Below are 22633 nucleotides of genomic sequence, written 5' to 3'. Positions count from 1 at the left end.
TCATAGGTGCAAAACAACGCAAACCCCTGCTTGTCCAGTTCTGCCCAAATACTGCTTTAAGGAATTCAGTAGTTATACGTAGCCGCTATTCCACCAGGCCGCGCCGGATCGCCTCTTTCACCAGCATTGCCGTGTTCTTTGCACTCAGCTTCTGGGAAAGATTCAGGCGATGGGTCTCAACTGTCCGGAGACTGATATACAGCCGGTCGGCAATTTCCTGGTTGCTTAACCCTTCTGCGATCAGCTTCAGGATTTCCTTTTCACGGTTGGTGAGCGGAATATCAAAAATCGATCGCCGCTGCCCCGTGAGGCTTTCTTTCAACAGGATATCCTTAATGGTTTCATCCAGGAACTCCTCTCCCGCCATAACGGTTTCAATCGCTTTGATCACCGTCTGCTTGTCCGCATTCTTCAGCAAATAGCCGCTGGCCCCGCTCCGCATCATCTGTTTCACCAGGTGCGACTCATCGAAACTGCTGAATGCAATAATCCGGAGATCCGGGTTGAGTTTACGGATCTGCCGGCAAAGGTCGATGCCGCTTACGCCCGGCATCTGAATGTCCAGGAATAAAACCTCCGCGGATCCCTGCTCCAGGTAAGACAATAAGGCGTCAGCGTTCGTAGTGGTGAACACAACATCCAGCTCCGCCCCCGTTAACATGCTGGTCAGCCCGTCTATTACTACCTGGTGATCGTCAATAGCTATTATTCTTACCGCCATGATCTCCAATGATACTATTTTCCCTCTATCTGTTGTAGCATTTTTCTGCCGTTTTCATTATTGGGGTTTAATTCCATCGACTTCCTGTACATCGCGATGGCTTCCTCTTTACGTCCGTTGGCCAGAAGCGCCTCCCCGTAGCTGTCCCAGGCATTCCAGCTGCCGGGAAACAAATCCGCATTCAGCTTAAAAACGATCAGGGCTTCCCTGAAATGGTGTTCTTCCGGAAAATGAAAAGGATTGTCGTTCCCCATCAGGTCATATCCCAGGAGGTTAATTTCCTCCTCATCTATAAAATAAGTGGCAGTGTCTTTCTCCATTTCGGCGAATGCCTTTGCGGCCGCTGCCTCACCCTGCTGCATCAGGATACGTCCATAGGCTGTTGCAATATTTTTCTTCGGGAGCGGTACCGTCCTGTTATTCAGCAATGACAATGCTTTCATGCCGGTAGCCTGCGCAGTAAAGTGCGCGTTATCAAACAGAATGACGGTTTGACGGCGGCTGATATTGCGCAGGAGCACACAACTCAGCCCGGTTGCTGCACCAGCGTGATACACTACCAGGCCGTTACTGGAATCAGCAGCTATTTCCCACCCCAGTCCGAAAAGATTGCGGTTGGCAGTACCACTGTTGAGCAACTGTGGCTTATACGCTGAATCCCTGGAGATATCAGACACCAGTTTATGACCATACCATGCCTCATCAAACAGCAGCAGATCCTCAACAGTACTCACATAATCTCCAAATCCGGAAAACCCGTAAGCGGTCCAGTATTCCCGGATATAGGGAACGCTATTGGCTTTGATGGCAAAGGAATCGTAACGGTGCCGGTAAAGGTGGGGATAAGCAAACTTGCCAACATCCTGCAGATTGTACTGATCCGTAAGCGGCAGAAAGACTGTGTGACGCATATTCGCCGGACGCAGGACCATCTTCTGGATATACTCTTTATACGACATTCCGGAAGCCTTCTCGATCACCAGTGCCAGTACGAGATAATTGATATTGTCATAATTGCCGTTGTCGCCGGGGGCATAGATCAGCGGAACCGGATGCGCAGCCACCTGTGGCAAAAAATCAGCATTGTAAAATATGCGCTGCGGCGATTCCTTCCTGAGCGAATCAAAATAACGGTTGTAAGGAGGCAGTCCTGATGTATGGGACAGCAGCTGCCGGATCTTAATCTCCGGGTAAGGAAACTCAGGGAGCAGTTTCCGGACGGCATCAGACACATTCAGTTTACCTTTCTCCTGCAACTGCAGGATGGCAGTTGCTGTCAGCAATTTGGAAATCGAAGCAATGGGAAACCGGATATCCGGGGTGTTGGGCAACTGCTTTCCAAAGTCAGCAAAACCATAGGATTTCCTGAAAAGGACTTTTCCATGTTCCGCAATCAGCACATTCCCGCTGAATTGCTGGTTGGCAGCCATAGCGTCAAAGAACCGGTCTAAGGTTGCCGTGGTTGGCTGGGCCTGTACGATCACCATATGGATGACCAGTAAAAGGGAAAGCAGGATTGTTCTCATTCAGGGTTTGTTTTGCGGCGTTGCCATTTCTTCCACAATAAAGAAGGAATAATTGGTTCTAACAACTGTGGTGTCATTCGATCAGTTGCCATAACCGGGTATTGCTGCCGAACATTTTCCGGAACTGATCATATTCCTGGTCACTTATCTTCCGGAAACCGCGCGCACCTTTGAACTCGGTCCAGCCGTTACAGAAATTTACAAAAACGCCGGGGTCTTTTTCATTCAGATTCGTTAAAAGTGCTGAAACCTGATGCCTGAACGGTTCGCTGGTGCCTGAACGGTATACAACCGGGCCAAGGGGAATGTTATTGAAAGAATCTATCGCGACGGCTTTTCCGGAAAAACCCTGGTGAATGCGGGCGCTGTCTATTTCTGCGCACCCACACCCGCCGAGTACAGCATTGCCACTCAGCACAGCTTCTACCACTTTCTTATGTGTGCCGGCATAGGTTAGTGAAAACGAGGAATCAGGATTGGCGATACCTGCGCTGTTGAACAACAACCTCGGTACCAGGTTGCCGGATGTGGAGGAACTGTTCACCAGCGCCAGGGATGGCCGGCCTTGTACAAGCCTGAGGTCCGACAGCCTGGTATATCCTGCCGACTTTAAAGCGATCAGGCAACCGCCATAGTTGGTACCTGCACTGCCCTGCATGTCAAGGTTCACCAGCGGCTTGGCTTTGCCCGGCGTTTTTCGTTGCAATATGAGATAGCCGGACGTATTCATCATGGCGAAATCCACGCTGTCATGCTGTATAGCGCTGATCAGCGCGGATACGGTAGGATAACTGACCGCCCTGAACTCACGGCCGGTAGCCTGGGACAAATATTGCACCAGTGGCCCGAGATTGGCCAGGCGATTATTGGTTGAGTAAGTATAAGTGGCGAAGATATACGGGCGTTGCTGACCGACAGCCCGGCATAAAGATCCGGACGCGGCAAAAAGTAAAGCTGCCGTAATCCAATGTCTGAAAATAATCATGAATGCTGCCTGTTAAGGAAACACAATATACGTCCCTCCTGAATAGGCGCGCCGGTCAGCGTTCTGTTTGGGCCCGGTAGGTACTCTCAAAAATACGGTTGGCATTCGCTGCTTCAAAGCCTTCACGCCGATGGTGGCGGGTTATATCCGCCCGATCAGTGTCACGGAAAGCTTCCAGCACCTTCCGCTCAGCAAATTCGACATAAGACCCTGGTATCAGCTGCTGAACACCACCGGCAAATTCTGCCAGCAACTTCCGCGCAACGGTAGCACTTTGCAGCAGGTTGCCATCCGGACTCGTTTTGATTTTGCCACCGGAGTTGTTCAGCACAAAGCCATGCCGTTCAAGGAAGGCATTAAAAGCAGGAATGGTATCGTATCCTTCCTTCAGGTTGTGAACACTGATGGTAAAATGATTGAGATAATACCGGTTGAATATTACCCAGGCGGCATATTCGCTTTCATTCAGCAACACCTGGTAGTCAGCAAAAGCTGGTGTCTCCCATAAGCCGCTATGAAGGAATTCGTCTACCTGTGCTGCGTTGTTCAGATCCAGCGCATCAACCGGATCCTGCTGTATAACACTGGTATACCTGCTGATGATATTTCTCGCCGCATCGCTGAGTTCTGGCACACGCAATTCACTGATGAAAATGCGCGGGAGTTCCGGCTTTGGCGGAGCATACCAGTACGCGTCAAGTTTTTTCTCCGCGAAATTATAGTAATCGCGTTTTTCATAACCAAGGTGCAGGAAGATCCTTTCCAGTGAACGGATGCCCAGGTGCGGAACACCCAACGTCCGGAAAGCAATATGATCGTTTTCAATCTCGCCGGCTTGGGTAATAATCCCCTCGGTAATCATGGCATTGATGATCGCATTCACATCGGGAACGCGATCCTGGTAGCGGCGCATGAGGCCTTCCATCACGTCATTGGCCAGCGCAGTTATAGTTTGCATTGTTGTTTGTTTTTTGCGTTTACGCTTTTCACGCATTTGTCAGTAACCTAAATCTGTCATTACTTCATGCAGCAGGGAAACAAAGCCATCCACGTTGCTTTTATTGAAAACCATCGGCGGTTTTATTTTCAGCACATTGTACAGTGGACCATCGGTGCTGACCAGGTAACCGCGATCGCGCATCGCTTCTACAATTCCATCTATCTCGGGTACTGCCGGTTCAAGGGTTTCTGCATTCCTGACCAGCTCCACACCGATAAACAACCCGTGACCGCGAACATCTCCGATCAATGGATGCAGCGGAGCCAGATTCCTTAACCGCTCCAGGAAATAGTTACCGGTATCCAGCGCATGCTGCTGCAGCGCTTCCTGCCTGATCACCTGCAATACAGCCTTACCGGTGGCCATAGACACAGGATTTCCACCATAGGTATTAAAGTATTCCATACCATTATTGAAAGCATCCGCCAAAGCTTCAGTAACCACCACAGCCGCCAGCGGATGGCCATTCCCGATAGGTTTGCCCAGCACTACAATATCGGGTTCCACGTCCTGCAATTCAAATCCCCAGAACTTTTCTCCAACCCTGCCAAAACCTACCTGCACCTCGTCGGCAATACATATACCCCCCACTGCACGGACTGCACGGTAAACTGCCTGAAGGTAGCCCGGGGGCAGGGGGATCTGTCCGCCCACTCCCAGTAGCGTTTCACAGATAAACGCCGCCGGTGCTTTACCCTCCTGCTGTAACATTCCGATGATCCGCTCCACATCGGCGGCGTACTTTTCTCCGGCCCCGGGATCGCTTAACCGGTACGGACCCCGGTAGCCATCAGGATTCATCGCCTTGTGGATATAGGGCATCCGGCCAAAACCACCCTTGCCATCAAATTTGTACGGACTCATTTCAATTGCCGCCGTAGACGTTCCATGATAGGCGTGATCCAGCACAATCACATCCTTCTGACGGGTAAAATGCCGGCTGATCCTGATCGCAAGATCATTTGCTTCACTCCCTGAATTGGTGAAGTAACAAACTTTCAGGCGCGACGGCAATGTGGCAGTAAGCATTTCTGCATAGTCAACCAGGTGATCGTTCAGGTAACGGGTATTGGTATTCAACGTGGCTATCTGGTGCTGCATAGCTTTGACGACTACAGGATGGCAATGACCCACATGGCTTACATTATTTACACAATCCACATATGTGTTGCCCAGGTCGTCGTAGAGATACTGCAGGGCACCCTTCACAATCCTGAGTTTTTTCCGGTAACTGATGCTGAGATTTCTGCCAACATGATCGCGCCGCCGTTCCAGGATCTCTTCATACCCCTCAGTTGCTTCGATCAGTCCTTCAAGTCCGCAGATCTTCCGGAAAGTGTCCTGCGCGCGCAGCGGGTTGATCGTGATCAGCTGTAACAGCAGCTTCCAGGCAGGTGCCTCCGTGATAAAATGATGTTCATTATCGCTGTCATTGGAACGGTTGGCGGCAGACTTGCAAACACTGATGCACAACCGGCCGGCAACCAGGTAATACAATAGATCCGCTTCCTGTTCCGTGATGGGTAACGTGTCATGATAACCTTTCACTACTTCAGCCGCCGCTTCCAGCGGGTCATCCTTACCCAGCATGGCATAGGTGCAGGCGATTGCGAGGTTATTGATCAGTGGCGCATAGACCATATCTCCGAAATCAATCAGTCCCGCAAACTGACCATCCCTAACCAGTACGTTGTAGTCATTCGCATCGTTATGGATATAGGCCTTCGTCAGCTTACCAAGTACCTGCTGCACTTCCGTTTCAAACTGCAGCAGGAAATAACCGGCCACACGGCGTTGCTCATGGTCACGGATGTATGGGAGCATCGGGCGCACTTCCAGTGCGTGGCTGATATCCCACTCATAGTGACGGTGCATGGCCGGGTGCCTGAAGTTTGCCAATGCCCGGTCCATCCTGGCCAATCCCCTTCCTATACTGTGCAGCAAAGCCGGTGAATGATGTGTTGTATCCACCAGGAAATCACCTTCCAGGTAGTTCATCACGCGCAGGTAGATCGTTCTGCCCTCAATTTCTTCCTGAACAATATTCAGGCCGCCTGCGGACTTCAGTGATCGTTGAAAAAAGCCTGCAACTTCAGTATCGGCGAGGTGTTCAAGTATACTTACCTGTGCCTCAAGAAAATATGGATCATGAGCAGCGGCAGCTACCTTGCAGATGTATTTCTTTCCGTCGTTGGTGGTTAATACTGCGTTCTGCTCGTCATATCCGTTCAGCATTTCCAGTTGGCCATTGAGGCTGAAATGCTTCTGCAATAAACCGGAAAACTGTGATGCGTTGATATACATGATCAGGGTGTGCGTTCTTTTAATAATAGTAATATCATGGCGGCGGACCAGCTAAAGTTAACAGCATTCAGCCCTTTACCGGATAACGGATGATAGTTTTCATAAAGGGGCGCATTATCAGACATGCCTGCTGCATGCTGCAAAACTTTTTGTTCCATTGCGTTAGCTGCATGGGTGAAACCCGCGCGGCGCAAGCCGGTGACGGCAAAATACACCTGGTCGAGCCAGACCGGCCCACGCCAGTAGCCGTTCAATGGATCAAATGCGGCGTGCGAAACATTCAGTGTTGGCAAGGGCACCCAGGTATTGAAATAACGCTCGTCAATAAGTTTGCTGCAAACTGCCTTAGCCTGATCAGGCGATGCTATTTCTGCCCAAAGCGGTAACCAACCCTCCGGCCCCGGAATGCTGATAAGCCGGTCGCCCGGAATTTTCCGGTCATAATAATATCCGGATTTCCGATCGTAAAACTGACTGTTGATCAGTTGTTTCAAATCATTGGCGTCCTTACGCCATTCGCCGGCTATTTCATTTCTACCCAATACCACAGCGATTTCGGCGAGGTACAGCTTTTCGCGATACAAAAAGGTATTCAGATCAACAGACTCCTGGTTAAGCGACCATGCTCCTTCGTGATTCTTCAGCATAACAGCACTGTCGAAACGAATAGCATTGTCCATACCACTTTCCCATGCAGCTGCAATGCGGGTGCCATCGGTAGAGCCAAATTCACAGAGACCGTTGCGGTCATGATCACGATTCAGATACCACCATTGGTGATATTTTACGAGTGAAGGATAAAATTCCCGCAACAATGCCGTATCTGCAGTTACCCGGAAGATCTCCAGTACCGCCCAGGCAGCCAGCGGTGCCTTTGTGTTGCGCCAGTTGTTCTCTGTCTTATCTGCATAAATACAATCCGGAACCATGCCCGCACTGTCCTGGTAACTGAACATACAACGGAGATTCTCTTTCGCCAGCGCGGTATCAATACTGGCGAGCGCCGCAGCATGTTTCCAGCTGTCCCAGCTCCAGAAGCCATAAAAACCCTGGTAAGATGCTGATGGAAAAGTTCCGGCGTGACGCAGGTCCTTCGAAGCAGACCGCCAGTTGGTCATCAGTGTAATGACAGCTTTTACTGCAAGCCGCTTTTCTGCCGCATTGAATTGCTGAGCAGAACAGGCACCGAAATAATTATAAAGGTAAGTATCCCACCGCTGCTCCTGTTGCTGTAATACCAGCCAGGGAGCTGTAGTTCGACCATACTGACCGCTGGTTGAACTGTCGGGAAAAAAAGACTGCAATTGCCAGGTTTCATACCTGTCTCCGGCAGGTATCCGGATTTCACCGGCAGCAGCAGAATACCCGCCTGATTCAGTTTTGATTTTAAAAGTTGCGTCATCCGGCAGGTCAATCCGGAACAAATTAGCTGATCCGGAAAACCGTGTCAGGATGCTGTTGTTTTCTGCATAAAGTCGGCAAGTTTTATTCAGTACATCTCCTATCCATCCAATTTCCAGGAGACGATCCTGCTTCCCCGTGTTGGTGATTGCTGCGCTGATCATCGCCTGCCGATCATTGACAAATACAAGTGTCAGATCAACCTGCAAGCCGGTATATTGCAAATGCTGTAACAATCTTCCGGGCTGATATTGTACCAGGGTGCGACTGGTATCCGGAGCAAGTAGCTCCCCCTTTTCCCGAATGGTGATTTTCCCCAGCGTGTTGGCCAGCCATTCACCCTGCATGTCCATCACAAGGGGGCCGATAAAAGACCCATGGTCTGTACCTGAAGCAGGTAAAGCATAGGCATGCCATGCACCCAGGTCGCTGAATACTGTTGTTTCGATTGCCTTTGCGTCAGAGACCTTGTAACGGAGGTCGAGCACATTGGTATACTCTTTCGAATGGGTTAGCTCACTGGCTGACCGGATATTGAAACGGAAGCGGTAATTCCCATAAGGCAGGCAGTATTCAGCATGCGTCTTTGCTCCCCAGCTGTTGTCGCCGCCAACGCCCATTTGTTTGAGGTCAATATTTACCTGGTGATAATTATCGTGATCGATCGTTGATCCATGAATATTGCGCGTTCGGTCAAAGTCGATTTTTTTCCTGTCGAATGGAAGTATTCCGAAGGAAAAAGCAGGATCGCCGGAAAATTGCAGCCCATTTCCGTTACTATCTGTCATGCTCATCCGCAACACATCAGTGCGGTATCCGGACTCCTGCGCCCTTGGATAGGGATGGAAAAGTGAATCTGCCGGCATCGAATACTGATCAATGGCAGCGGCGGCTTTGCGGTCGCTGTAATTATCAAAGGGGCCGCGACCGAACCAGGTGGTAGTTTGCAGTGATCGTCTGATTTTAAAACAAAGACCAAATCGCGGTAGTTCCGGCAGGTTGTTTCCAAGTACCTGCATATCCACGCTGATCGTCACACCACCATCACCTGATATCCTGTATACTGTCGTATAAAAAGCATTTGCTGCTGGCAGGAAATGCCGGGTCGTAACACCGGTAACTGACTCCTGCTCCCGGATAAGTGTCCATTGAACCAGTTTTGCGGTTTCACCGGCATGTTGCCAAATCGCGCTGCGTATCTGCAAACTGTTACCGATATCATTATCGGTAGCGGCCCGCCAGAAATCAGGCAGAACGGCAGCTGCAAGAATATTCCCATTGCCATAATCTATCTCGTTAAGCCATCCGCTGTGCTTGTCCCAACCCAGTTTTATCTTGCTGTTGCCGATATAATATCCGGTGGCGGTATCCAGCAATGCCAGTGGTTGTGTGTTCACCTGGCGCACCGCTATACCATCCTGCCGTTGCGCTGTTCCGTCCAGTTCAAACTGCTCCCAGGCCAGCAGGTGACCTGCAGGCACCAGCGCATCAGCAGCAGCGGTAAAGGCTTGTAGCAGCAGGTATGATTCGCCCTTAACCAGCAACCTGTTCTCAGGCAATTCCAGGTGAACAACCGTATCGCGGCCTGCCCCGATGTTGACTTGCGGCAACAATCCGCCGGCTATAGTTTTACCGGAAGATTTTACCGACCAGCGTATGTTAATTCCTGTAAGTGTGCGAAAGGCAAAACGGTTGCTGATGCGTACAGCCGCTGAAAGCGGTAGGGCTTCAAATGAAATATTCTGGTACACTTTCTTCAGCTCAAATGCCTGGGGATGTGGCTGCCGGTCTGCCTGGAAAAGACCATCAGCACAAAAACTGGTATCACTCGTCGCACCGACAGTTCCCATATCACTGCCATAGGCCCAAAAGGGCCTCCCCTTCTCATCTTTTTTGCGGAAAGCCTGATCCGAGAAATCCCATATGAAACCGCCCTGCAGTTGCGGATAGCGGTAAATCAGGTCCCAGTCGTCTTTCAGGTTACCACCACTGTTGCCCATCATATGCGCATACTCGCATTGGATCAGTGGCCGGTCACGCCATTCCTTCACATATTCCTGCATCACATTCACCGATTTATACATCGGGCAAAAAATATCCGTAAAGGGATTGGTCCTCGCTTCCTCATATTGCACCGGCCGGGTATTGTCACGTGCTTTGGTCCACCAGTAGGTCGCTTCAAAATTTTGCCCGAACCGGCTCTCATTGCCCAGCGACCAGGTAATGATGCAGGTGAAGTTCTTATCCCTTTCTACCATGCGCTGGGTGCGGTTTAGATATGCTGCCAGCCAGTCAGGTTTGTCCGACAACGTTTTGGCCGGATGAAAATCCATACCATCGCATTCGATATTGGCCTCATCGATCACATAAATGCCATAGCGGTCACACAATGCATACCATTCTTCCCTGTTGGGATAATGACTGTTGCGCACTGCGTTGATGTTAAACTGCTTCATGATCCGGATATCATTGACCATGCTTTCTGTGGTGATCACCTTCCCCTTCAGCATATCGTGTTCATGCCGGTTCACGCCTTTGATCTTGATTGCCCTGCCATTAACAAGGAACAACCCGTTCTTCACTTCCACCCGCCGAAAACCTATAGGCTGCCGGATTACTTCTATTAGTTTCCCGTTTGCATCACGATGCATCAATAACAGGTCATACAGAACAGGCTGCTCCGCATTCCAGGGATGTACACGCGGGATTACTTTTTTTACCTGCACCGAATCCCCGTTATCCACCTGAATTTTTGCCTGGTAAAGGACGCCGGGGCTAGCTCCCCGGTCGAGCAATCGCAATTCCAGCTGATGCCCTTTCGCCGGCCGCTTTCCCTCCCAGGCTACGGCAACGGATAACCCGCCATCGTGGTACTGATCATCCAGACCAGCTTTCACAAAGAAATCGCGGATATGGTACTGCGGCCGGCGGGTAAGCGTGACCGATCTTTCGATGCCACTCAACTTCCACATATCCTGCCCTTCGAGGTAAGTGCCATCGCTGAAACGAAACACCTGTACCGCAACGCGGTTCTTTCCTTTCTTCAGCAACGCTGAAACCTCAAATTCTGCGGGCGTTTTACTGTCTTTACTGAACCCGGCATACCGGCCATTCACCCAACAGTAAAAGAATGAATTAACCGCCCCGAAACGGAGATAGATCTTGTCTCCCTTCCAGTTTGCCGGGAGTTCAAAGTCGCGCAGATAGGAACCTACGGGATTGAAGTCCTTTGGCACAAAGGGGGGATCCGGCTTGATCGGATATTCAACATCGGTAAATATGTATCGATCGTACCCTTCCGTCTGCCAGTTTGCAGGTACACGGATGTCAGCCCAGCGGCCGGCGTCAAATCCCTCCCGGAAGAAATCCTGCGGCCGCTCCGCCACAGTTTTCACCCAGTGAAATTTCCAGGAGCCATCCAGGGAAATTATGGCTGTTGATGGCGCTTCGGTCATACAACGCTGTTCATCACGGTAAGGCTCAAACCATGCATGGGGCGCTACCGTATTGAAAGAAACACGTTGAGGATTCTCCCAGTCATTCACCTGTTGTGCTACCGCACAGCGCCCCGTAACCACCAGCGTCATAAACAGCAGCCGGCGCCACATTCTTGTACACATTGTCATTCGTCCCGCTTATACAATTACCAGTTCTGAGCCTGGCGGCTATTGGGATTTTTACTGATCTCCGACAGGGGCACCGGGTAGATATCATGCTTGCCATCAATGAAGTTATTGGCAAATTCCTGCTGGTGACCGGTCATCACCGCCTTGATCTTTTCCGGCGCCACTTTGCCCCTGCTCCAGCGATACAGGTCCGACCAGCGGATGCTGTATTCCATGGCGAGTTCGCAGGGGCGCTCATGATGCCTGATCTGTAGCCGCAGCGCATCCTTGCTCATCTGACCCAGCGGGGCAGCCTTGGATCTTTCCCGCACTTCATTTACGAGTGCCAGGGCGTCTTCCGTCAGGCCGCTTTCATTGAGCGACTCCGCCTGCATCAGCAGGACATCAGCGTAACGCATGAGATTGATGTTGATACCGGTGTAGTTATGGTTGTCGGCGAGATCAGTGGGTGTGGTATATTTCTTAAAGAAGACCGGGTGGTTCAGATCGTCCTTTACTTCAGCATAGGTGCGGTATACGTCGGGCTGATCCACTACCGGTGCCACTGACAGCGGATCATCAAAGAACATGGTACCGTACACACGGTCACTGTATCCGCCGTCTGTGCGTTTGTCTGTTTTCAATTCTGTAGCCAACCAGTCGGATGGATAAAAGAGCTCCCAGCCATTCAGGGCATAGGAACTTACTTCCCACGCCATCGGCGTACGTTCGTCGTTGTCGTTGGTCCTGTCTGCTGAAAACTGGATCTCGAACAATGACTCCGGACCGTTTTCGGACAGGCCATTAAAATTGTCTTCATACTTCGGCAGCAAATGGTATTTGCCACTGCTGATCACTTCCTGGAAGGCAGCGCTGGCTTCCGTAAACTTTTCCTGGAATAAATAAGTCTTTCCGAGATATGCCTGTGCAGTATACCGGGTAACGCGACCTAGTTCCTCCGGCGAAAGGTATTCCTCCGGAAGATGGGCAACACCATCTTTCAGATCTGCCTCGATTTGCGCCCAGATGTCTGCTTCTGTCGCGGGAGCCGGATAATATTCTGCATTGTTCTTAACAGTCGCAGTAATAAGTGGAATATTGGTGAAATAACTTTGCAACAACAGGTAAAAATGTGCTCTCAGAAACTTTGCTTCAGCAATCAGCGAAGCTTTTTCTTCATCTGACAATCCGGTCTGCGCATTGGAAGAAACATTAGGGATATTTTCAATGCACTGGTTGGCGCGGTTGATCCCCGCAAAGCACATGTGCCACAGGTTGGTGAAGCTACTTTCGTCGGTGGAATAGGTGAAAGTCTGCAGCCGTTTCCCATAACCCTCGGCCTTGTTGTTGATCATTTCATCGGTCTTGTATTCCGAAGCAACATAGGTCTCTTCAAACCAGGTCCATTTTGACCCATCCGCTGCCTGCAAGGCTGCATAGGTTGCAGTGATCGCCTGTAAAGCCTGCTCCTTTGTTTTCCAGAAAGAGGCACCCGACAATTCATTCTGATTTTCTTGTTCCAGGAAGTCTTTTGAACAACCCGTTCCTGCGGCTACCAATATAGAGAGTGCGGCACCGTATATAATATTTTTATTCATGGCAATTGATTGAATCATTAGAAGGATTAAAACTCAACATTCAGTCCGGCAAAGAAGCTGCGTGACAACGGGTAGAGTCCGCGATCGACACCCCTTGCAAAGGACGAATAGTTTACTACGCCGGGGTCATAGCCGGAATAATTGGTTATGGTGAACAGGTTCGTTGCACCTACATAGGCCCGGAGGACATTGAATCCTTTTACATTGAACCGATATCCAAGCTGCATGCTCTTCAATCTCAGGTACGAACCTTTTTCCAAAAATAGATCGGATGGCCGGCCCATATTTAAGTTCGCATCGATCTCGGTGACGCGCGGTATATTGCTGCCGGAATTAGCGGTCGTCCAGGCATTGAGCAAGTCAGTCGATTTGTTGAATATGTTGTTCTGATACATCAGGCGTTTCGCGCCGTTATACATATGGTTGCCCTGAGTCCCCTGGAAGAAGATATTGAGGTCGAAATGTTGATAGGAGAAATTGGTGGTTAGTCCATATTCCACTCTGGGAAGCCCGCTGCCCATATAGGTCCTGTCGTCATCATTCAGTTCACCATCTTTATTGATGTCCACGAAGCGGATATCGCCCAGCTGTGCATTTGGCTGAAGCACCTTAACGTCTTCCAGTTCTTTTTCAGTTTTGATTACGCCTGCTGTCTGAAAAAGGTAAAACCTTCCGATTTCGCCTCCTACTTCTGTGCGGGTTGTCGGGAAATTGTTATAGTCCATATAACCATCCTCGAACGCCTCGTCTGCGAAACCAAGCTTCAGGATCTTGTTGCGGCTCATGGAAACATTGGCGGTAATGTCAAATTTCAGGTCGCCCTGGTATTTACGGTAAGTAACGGCAATATCAACACCCTGGTTCTGCATCTCACCGGCATTCATGATGGGATTCTCAAGCAGGCCCGTACTTGGTGGCAGCGGTATTTTCACCAGCATGTCTGTGGTTTTCGTCCGGAAATAATCCACGATCAGTAACAATCGTTCATTAAGTACGGAGAGATCAAAGCCGGCATTGAAGGTGGCCGACTGCTCCCATCGAATATCCGGCGAGGATGCCTTCGTCACGATCGCTCCGACAGCCACCGCCTGGCGTAATCCGGCTCCGAAAGGATAGTTAACGACCGGACCTCCTGTGGTAACTGTCGGTGGCAGGTACAGGTAGTCAGGGATGCCCTGGTTGCCAAGGATACCGTAACTGCCGCGCAGCTTAAGTTCGCTGACGGATCCGATATTGTCTTTGAAGAATTTTTCATCACTCACACGCCATGCGCCGGATACAGAATAGAAAGTGCCGTATTTGTTGTCATCCGAAAAGCGGGAAGATCCATCACGGCGAACAGTGGCACCGAAGAGGTATTTACCATCGTAGGAATAGTTCAAGCGGGCGAACCAGGAACGAAGCGAACTTTCCAACAAAGCTCCACCCGATCCTTTGTCTCCGATTCCACCATCCAGTGAACCAAGATCATTGGAAGGAAGATTGTTATCACTTCCGGAAAGGCTTTTATATTTCTCATTTTCCTGTGAATAGCCGCCAACCGCATTAATACTGTGAACGTCATTCAGTATTTTATTAAAGGTGAAAACAGCATTGACCACATCCCTGAAACGGCGATCGCGGAACTCGTACAACTGGGCAGTAGGATTCTGCACTTTTGCTCCCATATAATAGGTAGGAATATGTGTATAGGAATAACCATCTGCTGAATTGAAACCATACTGGAGTTTAAAACTCAGTGGCTTCAGGATCTGGTATTCGCCATACACATTGCCGATAAAATAGTTGGGCTGATCACGACTGGTAACCAGGTTCTGGTAGCCCACCGGATTCACGGCATCTGTCATCTGACTGCCGATCCTGGCACCATACCCTCCGTCATTTTCAGGATCATAAAGTTTATGATGGGGTACCCTGTTGAGCATTTCGTAAATAAGCGGATAGCCTGCGTTCTGCCCGTTGCTCCTGCTTTCATTAGATCCCTGCAACAGCCGGCGGTTTGTTTTGGAGAACGTAAAAGATTCACCGAACTTGAATTTCCCTTTGGTGAGATCGGAGTTCACCTGCAGGTTATAACGTTCAAAACTGGTTTCAATCGCAATACCGTCCTGGGCATAGCGACCAAAAGAAACATTCATCCGCATATCTTTTGTGCCACCGGAAACAGAAACGTCAATCTTGTTCTCAGGCGCTGTGCGGAAAAATTCCGATTGCCAGTCGTTGTCAGGATAGGGCAGGATTTGGCCGTTATCATCCTCATAGGTGTCGGACATTACATAGTCCAGTGGATCCGAACCATCGTTGGCAGCTACCTGTTTCAATATTGAATTGTATTGCACCCGGTTGGTAAGGGGCAGTTTTTTCGCCAGCTGGCTGACGCCATAATACGTATTGATGCCAATGAGGATCTTACCGGAACGCCCGCGTCTGGTCGTCACCATGATCACACCATTGGAAGCACGCGATCCGTAAATGGTCGCGGCAGAGGCATCCTTCAATACATCGATGGACTGGATATCGGCAGGGTTGATGGCATTGATATCTCCGGGAATGCCGTCGATCACATACAGCGGTTCATTATTATTAATAGTGGAAAGTCCGCGCACCAGCACTACCGGTGCCGCACCCGGATCTCCTGAGCCCGGTGCCGCATTCACACCGGCAACCTGGCCCTGTAACATACCCGCAACATTGGCGCCGGTCAGTTTCTCCATATTCTTTGTATTAACGGAAGAAACGGCACCGATCACATCTTTTTTACGTTGTGTACCATAACCGATCACCACCACCTGTTCCATCTGCCGGCTCGTGGGCATCAGCACTACATCCAGCTGGCTGCGTCCGTTCAGCGGCTCAATAACCGGGTCATATCCCACCAGGGAAATCTCCAGAACAGCACTTGCAGGCAGATCCTTCAGCTGGAATTTGCCGCTTTCATCAGTAGCCATTCCGTTGGCAGCATTGCGTAGCTTTACTGTAGCTCCTGGAAGCGGGTCTCCGTTGGTCGTGCGAACGGTACCACGAATGCTTTCTCCTCCTGCAACGGATTCCGAAGTTTTCACAGCAACCGGCTTCACCAGGATATTGTCTTTGTCCACCCTGAAATCGAGACCTGACTGTAATCCGACCTGGCTCAGCAATTCACTGACAGTCCGCTCTTTTTTGTCGAGGGTTACTTTTTTGGAACGGTCGAGATCATCATTGTTGTAGGTAAATTTCAACCGTGTTTTTTCACTGATCCTGTTAAATACCGTAAGGATATCGGCATTGTCAAAACCAAGGGTAATTTTTTTGGCAGCATTGTTTTCCTGTGAAGTGGATGGCGGTGTTGCCTGTGCCTGTACCGGCGCATTTTTCAGCAGGCAGATGGCCATCAGGGGCAAAAGGAGGCTATAACGCCACCCGGTTGCGGGTTGCAGTCTTCTCATATAGCAGCATTAATGATTTCTAAATTCTATTTGTCCAGGATCGTTACCTGTTTGTCGTTGATCGAATAACGTAAGTTGTTTACATAGGCAATTGCTTTCAGCACTTCATCCAGCTGGCGGTTTACAAATTCACCATTGAAATGAATAGGCCGTGTTGGTTTTGCCCGGATGATGACTTCCATACCAAACCAGTATTGCAGTTTTTCGGCAATCTCGCCGAGCGATGCATCACGGAAGGTCAGCTGGCCATTGAGCCACTGGAATTCATCCTCTACTGCAAAGGTGCCGGACGATTGTTTTCTGCTGGTACGGTCTACACTTACCCATTGCCCCGGCGACAAAATCGCCGGCTCATGTTGCTGTTGCTGATCATCCAACTGCACACGGCCTTCAAGTAGTGCCGTCCGGATAAATGGTTCGAAGTTGTAGGCGCGTACTTTGAACACGGTTCCCAGAGCTTTGACGGTGAGTGCATTATTGTTTACCACGAAGGGCCTCGTCGCGTCTTTGGCCACTTCGAACATTGCCTCCCCTTCCAGCTGCAACTGGCGGTCAGCGCGATTATAGTTCAGCGGTATGCGCAATTCACTGTTTGAATTGAGCACTACTGCCGAGCCATCGGCAAGCTCAATATGCCGGCGTTCACCGTTGCCGGTCACATATTTTTCGAAAGCAAGCACTGCATTGTTTTCATCGGTCCTGCTCTGCCATTTGTGCCACTGATAGCCGGCAAACAGGAGCAAACAGGCAGCAGCGGCAACAGTCATCCAGCGCAGCAGCGGCAACCGGCGAACCGGAGTTAACGGGGGCATCGATGAATCCGGGAGCGGAAGTCCGTTCTGTTGCAACTCGTTTGCTGCAATTGCTTCCACGGCTGCCCGCAGTTTGGCAAATTCGACCGATTTCTGCTCTTTCGTCAGCCGGATACCCAGCGCAAACAACATTCTCCGGGCAACGGCTGCTTTGGACTGTTGGGCCGGATCTGCCGCCAGCAATTGTTCCCAGTGCGCAACGGCTGCTTCGTCCGAATCCAGGCAGTAGTGGACAAATGAATCGTCCAGCAATAACTCTTCTATGCTATAATCACGTTGATCGGCCATGTTCTATAGTAAAGTGGAGGAGGTTGAAATTTTTTACCAGAAAAAACGGTAAATATTTAAAACTTTTTCAGAATGGTCAGCCAGGCGAGCACAAACGGCACATCCCCAAGCTCTTCCCGCAAACGGCTGATGGCATTGTGAATGGTATTGTATACCGTGCGCACGGAAGTGTTGGACTGCTCCGCAATGTCTTCGTATTCCAGTTCTTCAAAAAAACGCATCCGAATAAACATGCGTTGCCGCTCTGTCAGGTTGTCGAGCGCCTTCCGGATCTGCTCACGCCGTATATTATCCAGCTCATGGCCGATCAGTGCATCTTCGTAGGATGATTCTGTAAGGATAACCGGCGGATTGGCCGGAAGCTCAACGGTTAGATCCTTTTCACGGCGAATGGCATGAAACAGCTGGCGTTTAAAGCAGATGAACAGGTATCCGCGTACATTCTCCACTTCAGGAAGCGTTGTACGGCGGCCCCACAGGTCGATAAAGACAGTATTGATGGCAGATTTTACCAGGTGGGCATCGGGGGAAGACAAAAGGCCGAAACGATAGAACCGGTCATATTCGGCATGATATAACCAGTACAGGCTTTGCTCGTTGTGCATGCGGAAAGCCTGCCAGTGTTGCTGGTAAGAAGCAGTCGTTTGGGTGTCGGTGTTTGCGCTCATCCTCAAAGCCGGAACCAGCCGGTCAGGCGAGCCTGTATCCGGCGGTCCGCTAATTTAAGGAGAAACTAGCCGGATACGGAAATTATTGAGCTGATGCCCGTGTCGCCAGAAACTGCATTAACCTCGTAGCGCAGTCCAGTGCCGGTGCTGCCAATGGATCCCCGAACAGGGTATTAATGGGCGCTTCGCCAAAATACAATCCATCGGATACCAGGAAAGTGATCCTGGCGGTACCTGCGGCAGGATGGGGACGCCTGGGTTGTTCCCATGGCCCGATCTGTTCAATCACTACCCGGCTTTTGTCAAACAGATCTTGTCTCAGCGCATTGGCAGCCTGGTCACCCTTAGCCTCCCAGATCACCATCTTGCCCGATTGGTTGATATACCGCGCAGTACCGTCAGCAAAAGATGCCAGCACATCAAGCCCCTGGTCAAGCCCAACTTCAACAATCACTCCCAGCAATGCTTTATTCGGTGCTGCACTTCCCTGCAACCGCAGGCGATTGCAGGCCAGAATCCTGTACCTGGAATCGACAGCCGGATCATTTGCTACATTTTTCAGATCTTCCGCGCCGGACTGTTCTGCAAATATTATGGTAACGGGATAGCTTTCCGGTGTGCCTGTGTTCAGGCGAAATAATTCCGGTACATCACAAAACAGGAGGTTATAGAGGAGGTTAAGCGATTCATCCGCATAGGGCCGGTCGGGCAACATTATCCCTTCCGGTTGCGGTGAGGCATTCTTCTTAAAGAAATTAAACAACCCCATAGAGATTATTTGAGGTGATAATGTTCTACAAATTCCCAGTATTTGTCTTTTCGTATGCTAAACGTCATTTTATAACGGCCAGCCAGTTCTTTTTGCTTTCCTGTTATAACCTTTGCCGGCTTCCTGAATTCCTTGCAGGCAAAATAAATCTCACGTACGTTCCTGGCCGTTTGCCTGCCGATATTAAGGTAACCATCGGCGTCTTTCAGCAATGCTGAAATTGATTCTTCAATATCATTCAGTTCCGCTAATGTATCGTCACCAGGCATGCCGTTCCTTGCTGTGCTAAAATAAGATATCATCACAGTAAGCGCCCAGGGATGCGATGCTTTTGCATCCCAGTCCAACAGATCCCTGTTGATGGCAGCAATCAGCAATTTTCCATTATCCAGTTGCCCTTGCATCAACGTATAGTTATCATTGTCTGTATCCCTTCTCACGCTATCATACTTTTCCATGAACTCTTTTTCCCGCCAGGTCAGGTAATCCTTCAATTTCTCCAGGGGGATCTTTTCTCCGCTTGCTGACGGCCCTGCTACTTCGAGCCAGTCGATACTCATTGCGAATTCCAGTTCGCCGAGATAATTGTCCAGGAAGATGTACACCCCCCTGGTAATCTCCGTAACATTGGATTCGTTATAGTCCTCGTGAATGATGGTGATATCGATCTTATCGGGATATTGCTCATGTTGCTGAGCAACAAAATGCATATTATCCGTGCTGAAAGTATAACCCGACATTTCCAGGTTGAATGCTTCGGTTGCCGGTTTATGTGCAGTGAATTTCCATCCCGCTATTGCAGGAGCAGCTGCAACCAGTTCTTCGACAAATACAAAATTACCAATCTCACCGTCCGCCGTAATGATCAGTTCAACGGTATTTTCATCAGACATCCCCGTCAGAAAATGAAACCCTTCGTTAAGCTGATCGAGTGCGGGCGCCAGCTTGCGAAAAAACACCTTTTCAATTGCTGTTCCGGTGGTCACGGATTCGCGGAACGGCTGCTCGTTTTTCGCAAACCAGACCCAGAAATCATCATAAGTACGAATTGCAGGAAGTTTAGGACCGAACAGGCCCCTGAGATTTTTCAGCATGTGTAGTATAAGGTTTTGTACAGCCGGAACTGTTCCCGGAAAGATAGATAAAGCGGGACAATTCCCGTCAGGATCCTGATAGTTTTATCACGGGAAGTTTCGACGAAACCATTTCATTCAACATTTTTTTTCTTTCCTCCTTAAGACTCTTCAGAAATGGATTGATCGCATCACCATAGGCCCTTTTCGAATACGCATATAATAATAGCCCCTGTTTTCCATTGCCCAGGTCGACCATGCGGTAGCGGTAAATATTGAACTCCTGTATTTCGGCTGCGCCCTGGGATTTCGCCCCCATCAGGAAATCAAGCAGATATTCCTTCTTGTCGGGACTTTCGCTTACCTGAAAATTACAGGTCGGATCGGTTTGTTTCCGTGCTGTTAGTTCAGATGTTTTCTGCTGCACGGCATCTTTCACCGAAACATTTTCTGCCAGCAGAAAGATAGACATCATCTGGTTGAACCGATCTGCTGATTCGCCTTTGGGCAGATACTCCTGGATATAATAAGTGGCCGATGGCTTGCTCGTCCACGCCAACTGAAATGAATTGCCATTGAAACTGAGCGGGCCCTTTACGCCAAGGCGTTCAACCGGCTCAACAGGCGCAACAGAAAAATGACCAAGGGAAAGCATTGCTGTCAACAGGAAAAAAATGATGGACATCGTGCGGGTTTAAGGGAGTGATGAATATTCCAGGGCACGACGGCAGTTCCTCAAAAGGTATAACTGAAAGATACTATTTATTCGGTGCGATCAATATACTTCTGAAGAAAACAGGGAACCCCAACAGGCCTTCCTGAATCTCCAGTTGAACAACAGAGAAATGGTGAATCGATTGCTCATAGGAACAGGGAAAGAATATCCGTTTGTTCACGCCGGCATAGTTCACCACTGCGTATGGCGTGCGGCACGCTCTTTTCCTTTTTGATTTATTGCCCGTCTCCAATACCGGTAGGCTGACCTGCTCAAATGCCGGATCTCTCCAGTAGTAATTCGCAATCATTACTCCCGGGAAGGAAACTGCAGCACCAGTGAGCATACCATAGAAAAAAACAGTGTAGATGCCCTGCCTGCCCTTCCAGATCCGGTAGAAAAGAAACACGCCCGGAACAGCCCCTGCCGCAAGTAACAGTAACTTGGTCCGGGTTGCCATGAAAGTCTGATCCGTAAGCAGGAATCCCCAGATCAGGAGGCCGGCACTGATCGTAACCAGCAAGTATGCTAACCTGCTTTCGCGGTGGACCTCCCTGGAATGATATAGCATGGGCAAATAAGGTTCTGTAAGCAATGTAGCGCATTCTCCACACCTGTACAAGGGAAGTTGTGTTCTCCTCCCTTAAAGTTTTGCCTCATCAAACAATGGAAGAATCCTTCCAGGCAACCTGATTCTGGTATGAAACTGACCTGTCTGCATCCAAAGCAGATATGCATTTGCCCGATCAGTTCATTGCCACTACCATAAAATTGCAACACATGCCGGAAGACTGGTGCGCAGTCGTTGGCATATAAAACATCACCCGGTGAAGTTGGCGATAACAGGTCAGATAGCGCGCTTTGCTCATCAGCAGAAAGCCACTTCTCTACAAGTGGCCGGTGAAGTATTTTACCTTCCGCAGTAACAAAACTGACCCCGCCAAAAATCCGATTGCACCTGATGGTATCCCCTAAAAAATAAGCACTATCCAGGATAGCAGTATCGCCCACCAATAACAAAACTTTTGAAACCGGCTTCCCTGGAAAACAAGCTGTCTTCTCTTTACACTGGCTCGCAGTAACAATTGCTGATAAGAGCATCAAAACGGTTATCCATCGTTGCCACCTCATTTCCTCCTGTATAAAATAAAACCTCTGATGATCGTAGATATGCCCAGAACCATTAAGCCCCATAGAACCAGGTAGGTGCCTCCCACGAAGTTGGCGGCATAGGCGTAGGACATATAAGTCATGAGGAGCCCGCTGAGTAAAAACACACCTCCCATGATCAGGGAATTCCGAAAGCTCTTTCTGTCGGCAGCATCAGCTTGCAAATTCTCGATTATAGTTTTTGCATAATAGGGTTCCACGCCTTCTTCAGTTAGCAACTGTATTATCTTTTCAACTGAAATGCCGGAACCGAGCATACCCCTGACCCGTTCGTGCAGGTGGTCGATGGCCAACTGCGTATCATCCTTATGATCCATGACTAACGAGTTTTAAGCTTTGGAAATGCCATCATCATCGTTGACCTGGTAGTCAGGCATCTTCGGATGCAACCCGTATTGATTCGTACCGTATTGGCTGTCGGCAAAAAGCAGCCAGAGACCAGGATACCATACTCGAGGCGACGGATTCTTCCGTCAAAGGAGAATGGAGCTTTAAACATGTGATAAGGTTTATAGCGGACAGGTTAATATTTGTCCGCGGCATAATGATAGAGAAATCGCGGCAACTGTA

15 protein-coding genes are annotated in these 22633 nt (G+C 49.6%); all 15 read right to left on the bottom strand.

What is annotated here, in order from left to right; translation table 11 throughout:
* Window positions 1–85: 85 nt before the first annotated feature.
* Window positions 86–721, bottom strand: coding sequence for a response regulator (locus FPE01S_RS16585; protein WP_046370169.1), 636 nt, complete (start codon window positions 719–721; stop codon window positions 86–88).
* 14 nt (window positions 722–735) lie between these two features.
* Window positions 736–2247 (bottom strand): serine hydrolase, encoded by a 1512-nt coding sequence (locus FPE01S_RS16580; protein ID WP_083990304.1) that lies wholly within the window; start codon window positions 2245–2247, stop codon window positions 736–738.
* Between the two features lie 73 nt (window positions 2248–2320).
* Complete coding sequence (locus FPE01S_RS16575; protein WP_046370167.1) at window positions 2321–3232, bottom strand: phosphate/phosphite/phosphonate ABC transporter substrate-binding protein; 912 nt, start codon at window positions 3230–3232, stop codon at window positions 2321–2323.
* A 55-nt stretch (window positions 3233–3287) separates the two neighbouring features.
* Entirely contained in the window at window positions 3288–4190 is a 903-nt protein-coding gene (locus FPE01S_RS16570) for a DUF1338 domain-containing protein (protein WP_046370670.1), read from the bottom strand.
* A 39-nt stretch (window positions 4191–4229) separates the two neighbouring features.
* On the bottom strand, window positions 4230–6536 hold the full coding sequence (locus FPE01S_RS16565; RefSeq protein ID WP_046370166.1) for an aminotransferase class III-fold pyridoxal phosphate-dependent enzyme: 2307 nt from the start codon (window positions 6534–6536) through the stop codon (window positions 4230–4232).
* Window positions 6537–6538: 2 nt separating this feature from the next.
* Window positions 6539–11557, bottom strand: coding sequence for a glycoside hydrolase family 2 TIM barrel-domain containing protein (locus tag FPE01S_RS25535; RefSeq protein WP_174446983.1), 5019 nt, complete (start codon window positions 11555–11557; stop codon window positions 6539–6541).
* A 23-nt stretch (window positions 11558–11580) separates the two neighbouring features.
* Window positions 11581–13140 carry a RagB/SusD family nutrient uptake outer membrane protein gene (locus FPE01S_RS16555; RefSeq protein ID WP_169749184.1) on the bottom strand — a complete coding sequence of 520 codons (1560 nt, stop codon included), beginning with the start codon at window positions 13138–13140 and terminating at the stop codon, window positions 11581–11583.
* A 26-nt stretch (window positions 13141–13166) separates the two neighbouring features.
* Window positions 13167–16568 (bottom strand): TonB-dependent receptor, encoded by a 3402-nt coding sequence (locus FPE01S_RS16550; protein ID WP_046370164.1) that lies wholly within the window; start codon window positions 16566–16568, stop codon window positions 13167–13169.
* A gap of 26 nt (window positions 16569–16594) precedes the next feature.
* Window positions 16595–17668 (bottom strand): FecR family protein, encoded by a 1074-nt coding sequence (locus FPE01S_RS16545; RefSeq protein ID WP_046370163.1) that lies wholly within the window; start codon window positions 17666–17668, stop codon window positions 16595–16597.
* Window positions 17669–17724: 56 nt separating this feature from the next.
* Window positions 17725–18336: an RNA polymerase sigma factor gene (locus tag FPE01S_RS16540; protein ID WP_046370162.1), complete on the bottom strand. Its 612-nt coding sequence runs from the start codon at window positions 18334–18336 to the stop codon at window positions 17725–17727.
* Window positions 18337–18418: 82 nt separating this feature from the next.
* Complete coding sequence (locus FPE01S_RS16535; protein WP_046370161.1) at window positions 18419–19105, bottom strand: hypothetical protein; 687 nt, start codon at window positions 19103–19105, stop codon at window positions 18419–18421.
* 5 nt (window positions 19106–19110) lie between these two features.
* Window positions 19111–20199 (bottom strand): DUF695 domain-containing protein, encoded by a 1089-nt coding sequence (locus FPE01S_RS16530; protein ID WP_046370160.1) that lies wholly within the window; start codon window positions 20197–20199, stop codon window positions 19111–19113.
* A gap of 67 nt (window positions 20200–20266) precedes the next feature.
* Entirely contained in the window at window positions 20267–20863 is a 597-nt protein-coding gene (locus FPE01S_RS16525) for an HI_0983 family protein (RefSeq protein ID WP_046370159.1), read from the bottom strand.
* A gap of 73 nt (window positions 20864–20936) precedes the next feature.
* Window positions 20937–21464, bottom strand: a complete 528-nt coding sequence (locus FPE01S_RS16520) for a hypothetical protein (protein ID WP_046370158.1) — start codon at window positions 21462–21464, stop codon at window positions 20937–20939.
* A gap of 556 nt (window positions 21465–22020) precedes the next feature.
* Complete coding sequence (locus tag FPE01S_RS16510) at window positions 22021–22380, bottom strand: hypothetical protein (protein ID WP_046370156.1); 360 nt, start codon at window positions 22378–22380, stop codon at window positions 22021–22023.
* Window positions 22381–22633: the final 253 nt, after the last annotated feature.

Source organism: Flavihumibacter petaseus NBRC 106054 (assembly GCF_000974785.1).
Lineage (GTDB): Bacteria > Bacteroidota > Bacteroidia > Chitinophagales > Chitinophagaceae > Flavihumibacter > Flavihumibacter petaseus.
Note: the sequence above shows the minus strand (reverse complement) of the source record. Positions and strands in the feature narration are given on the sequence as shown.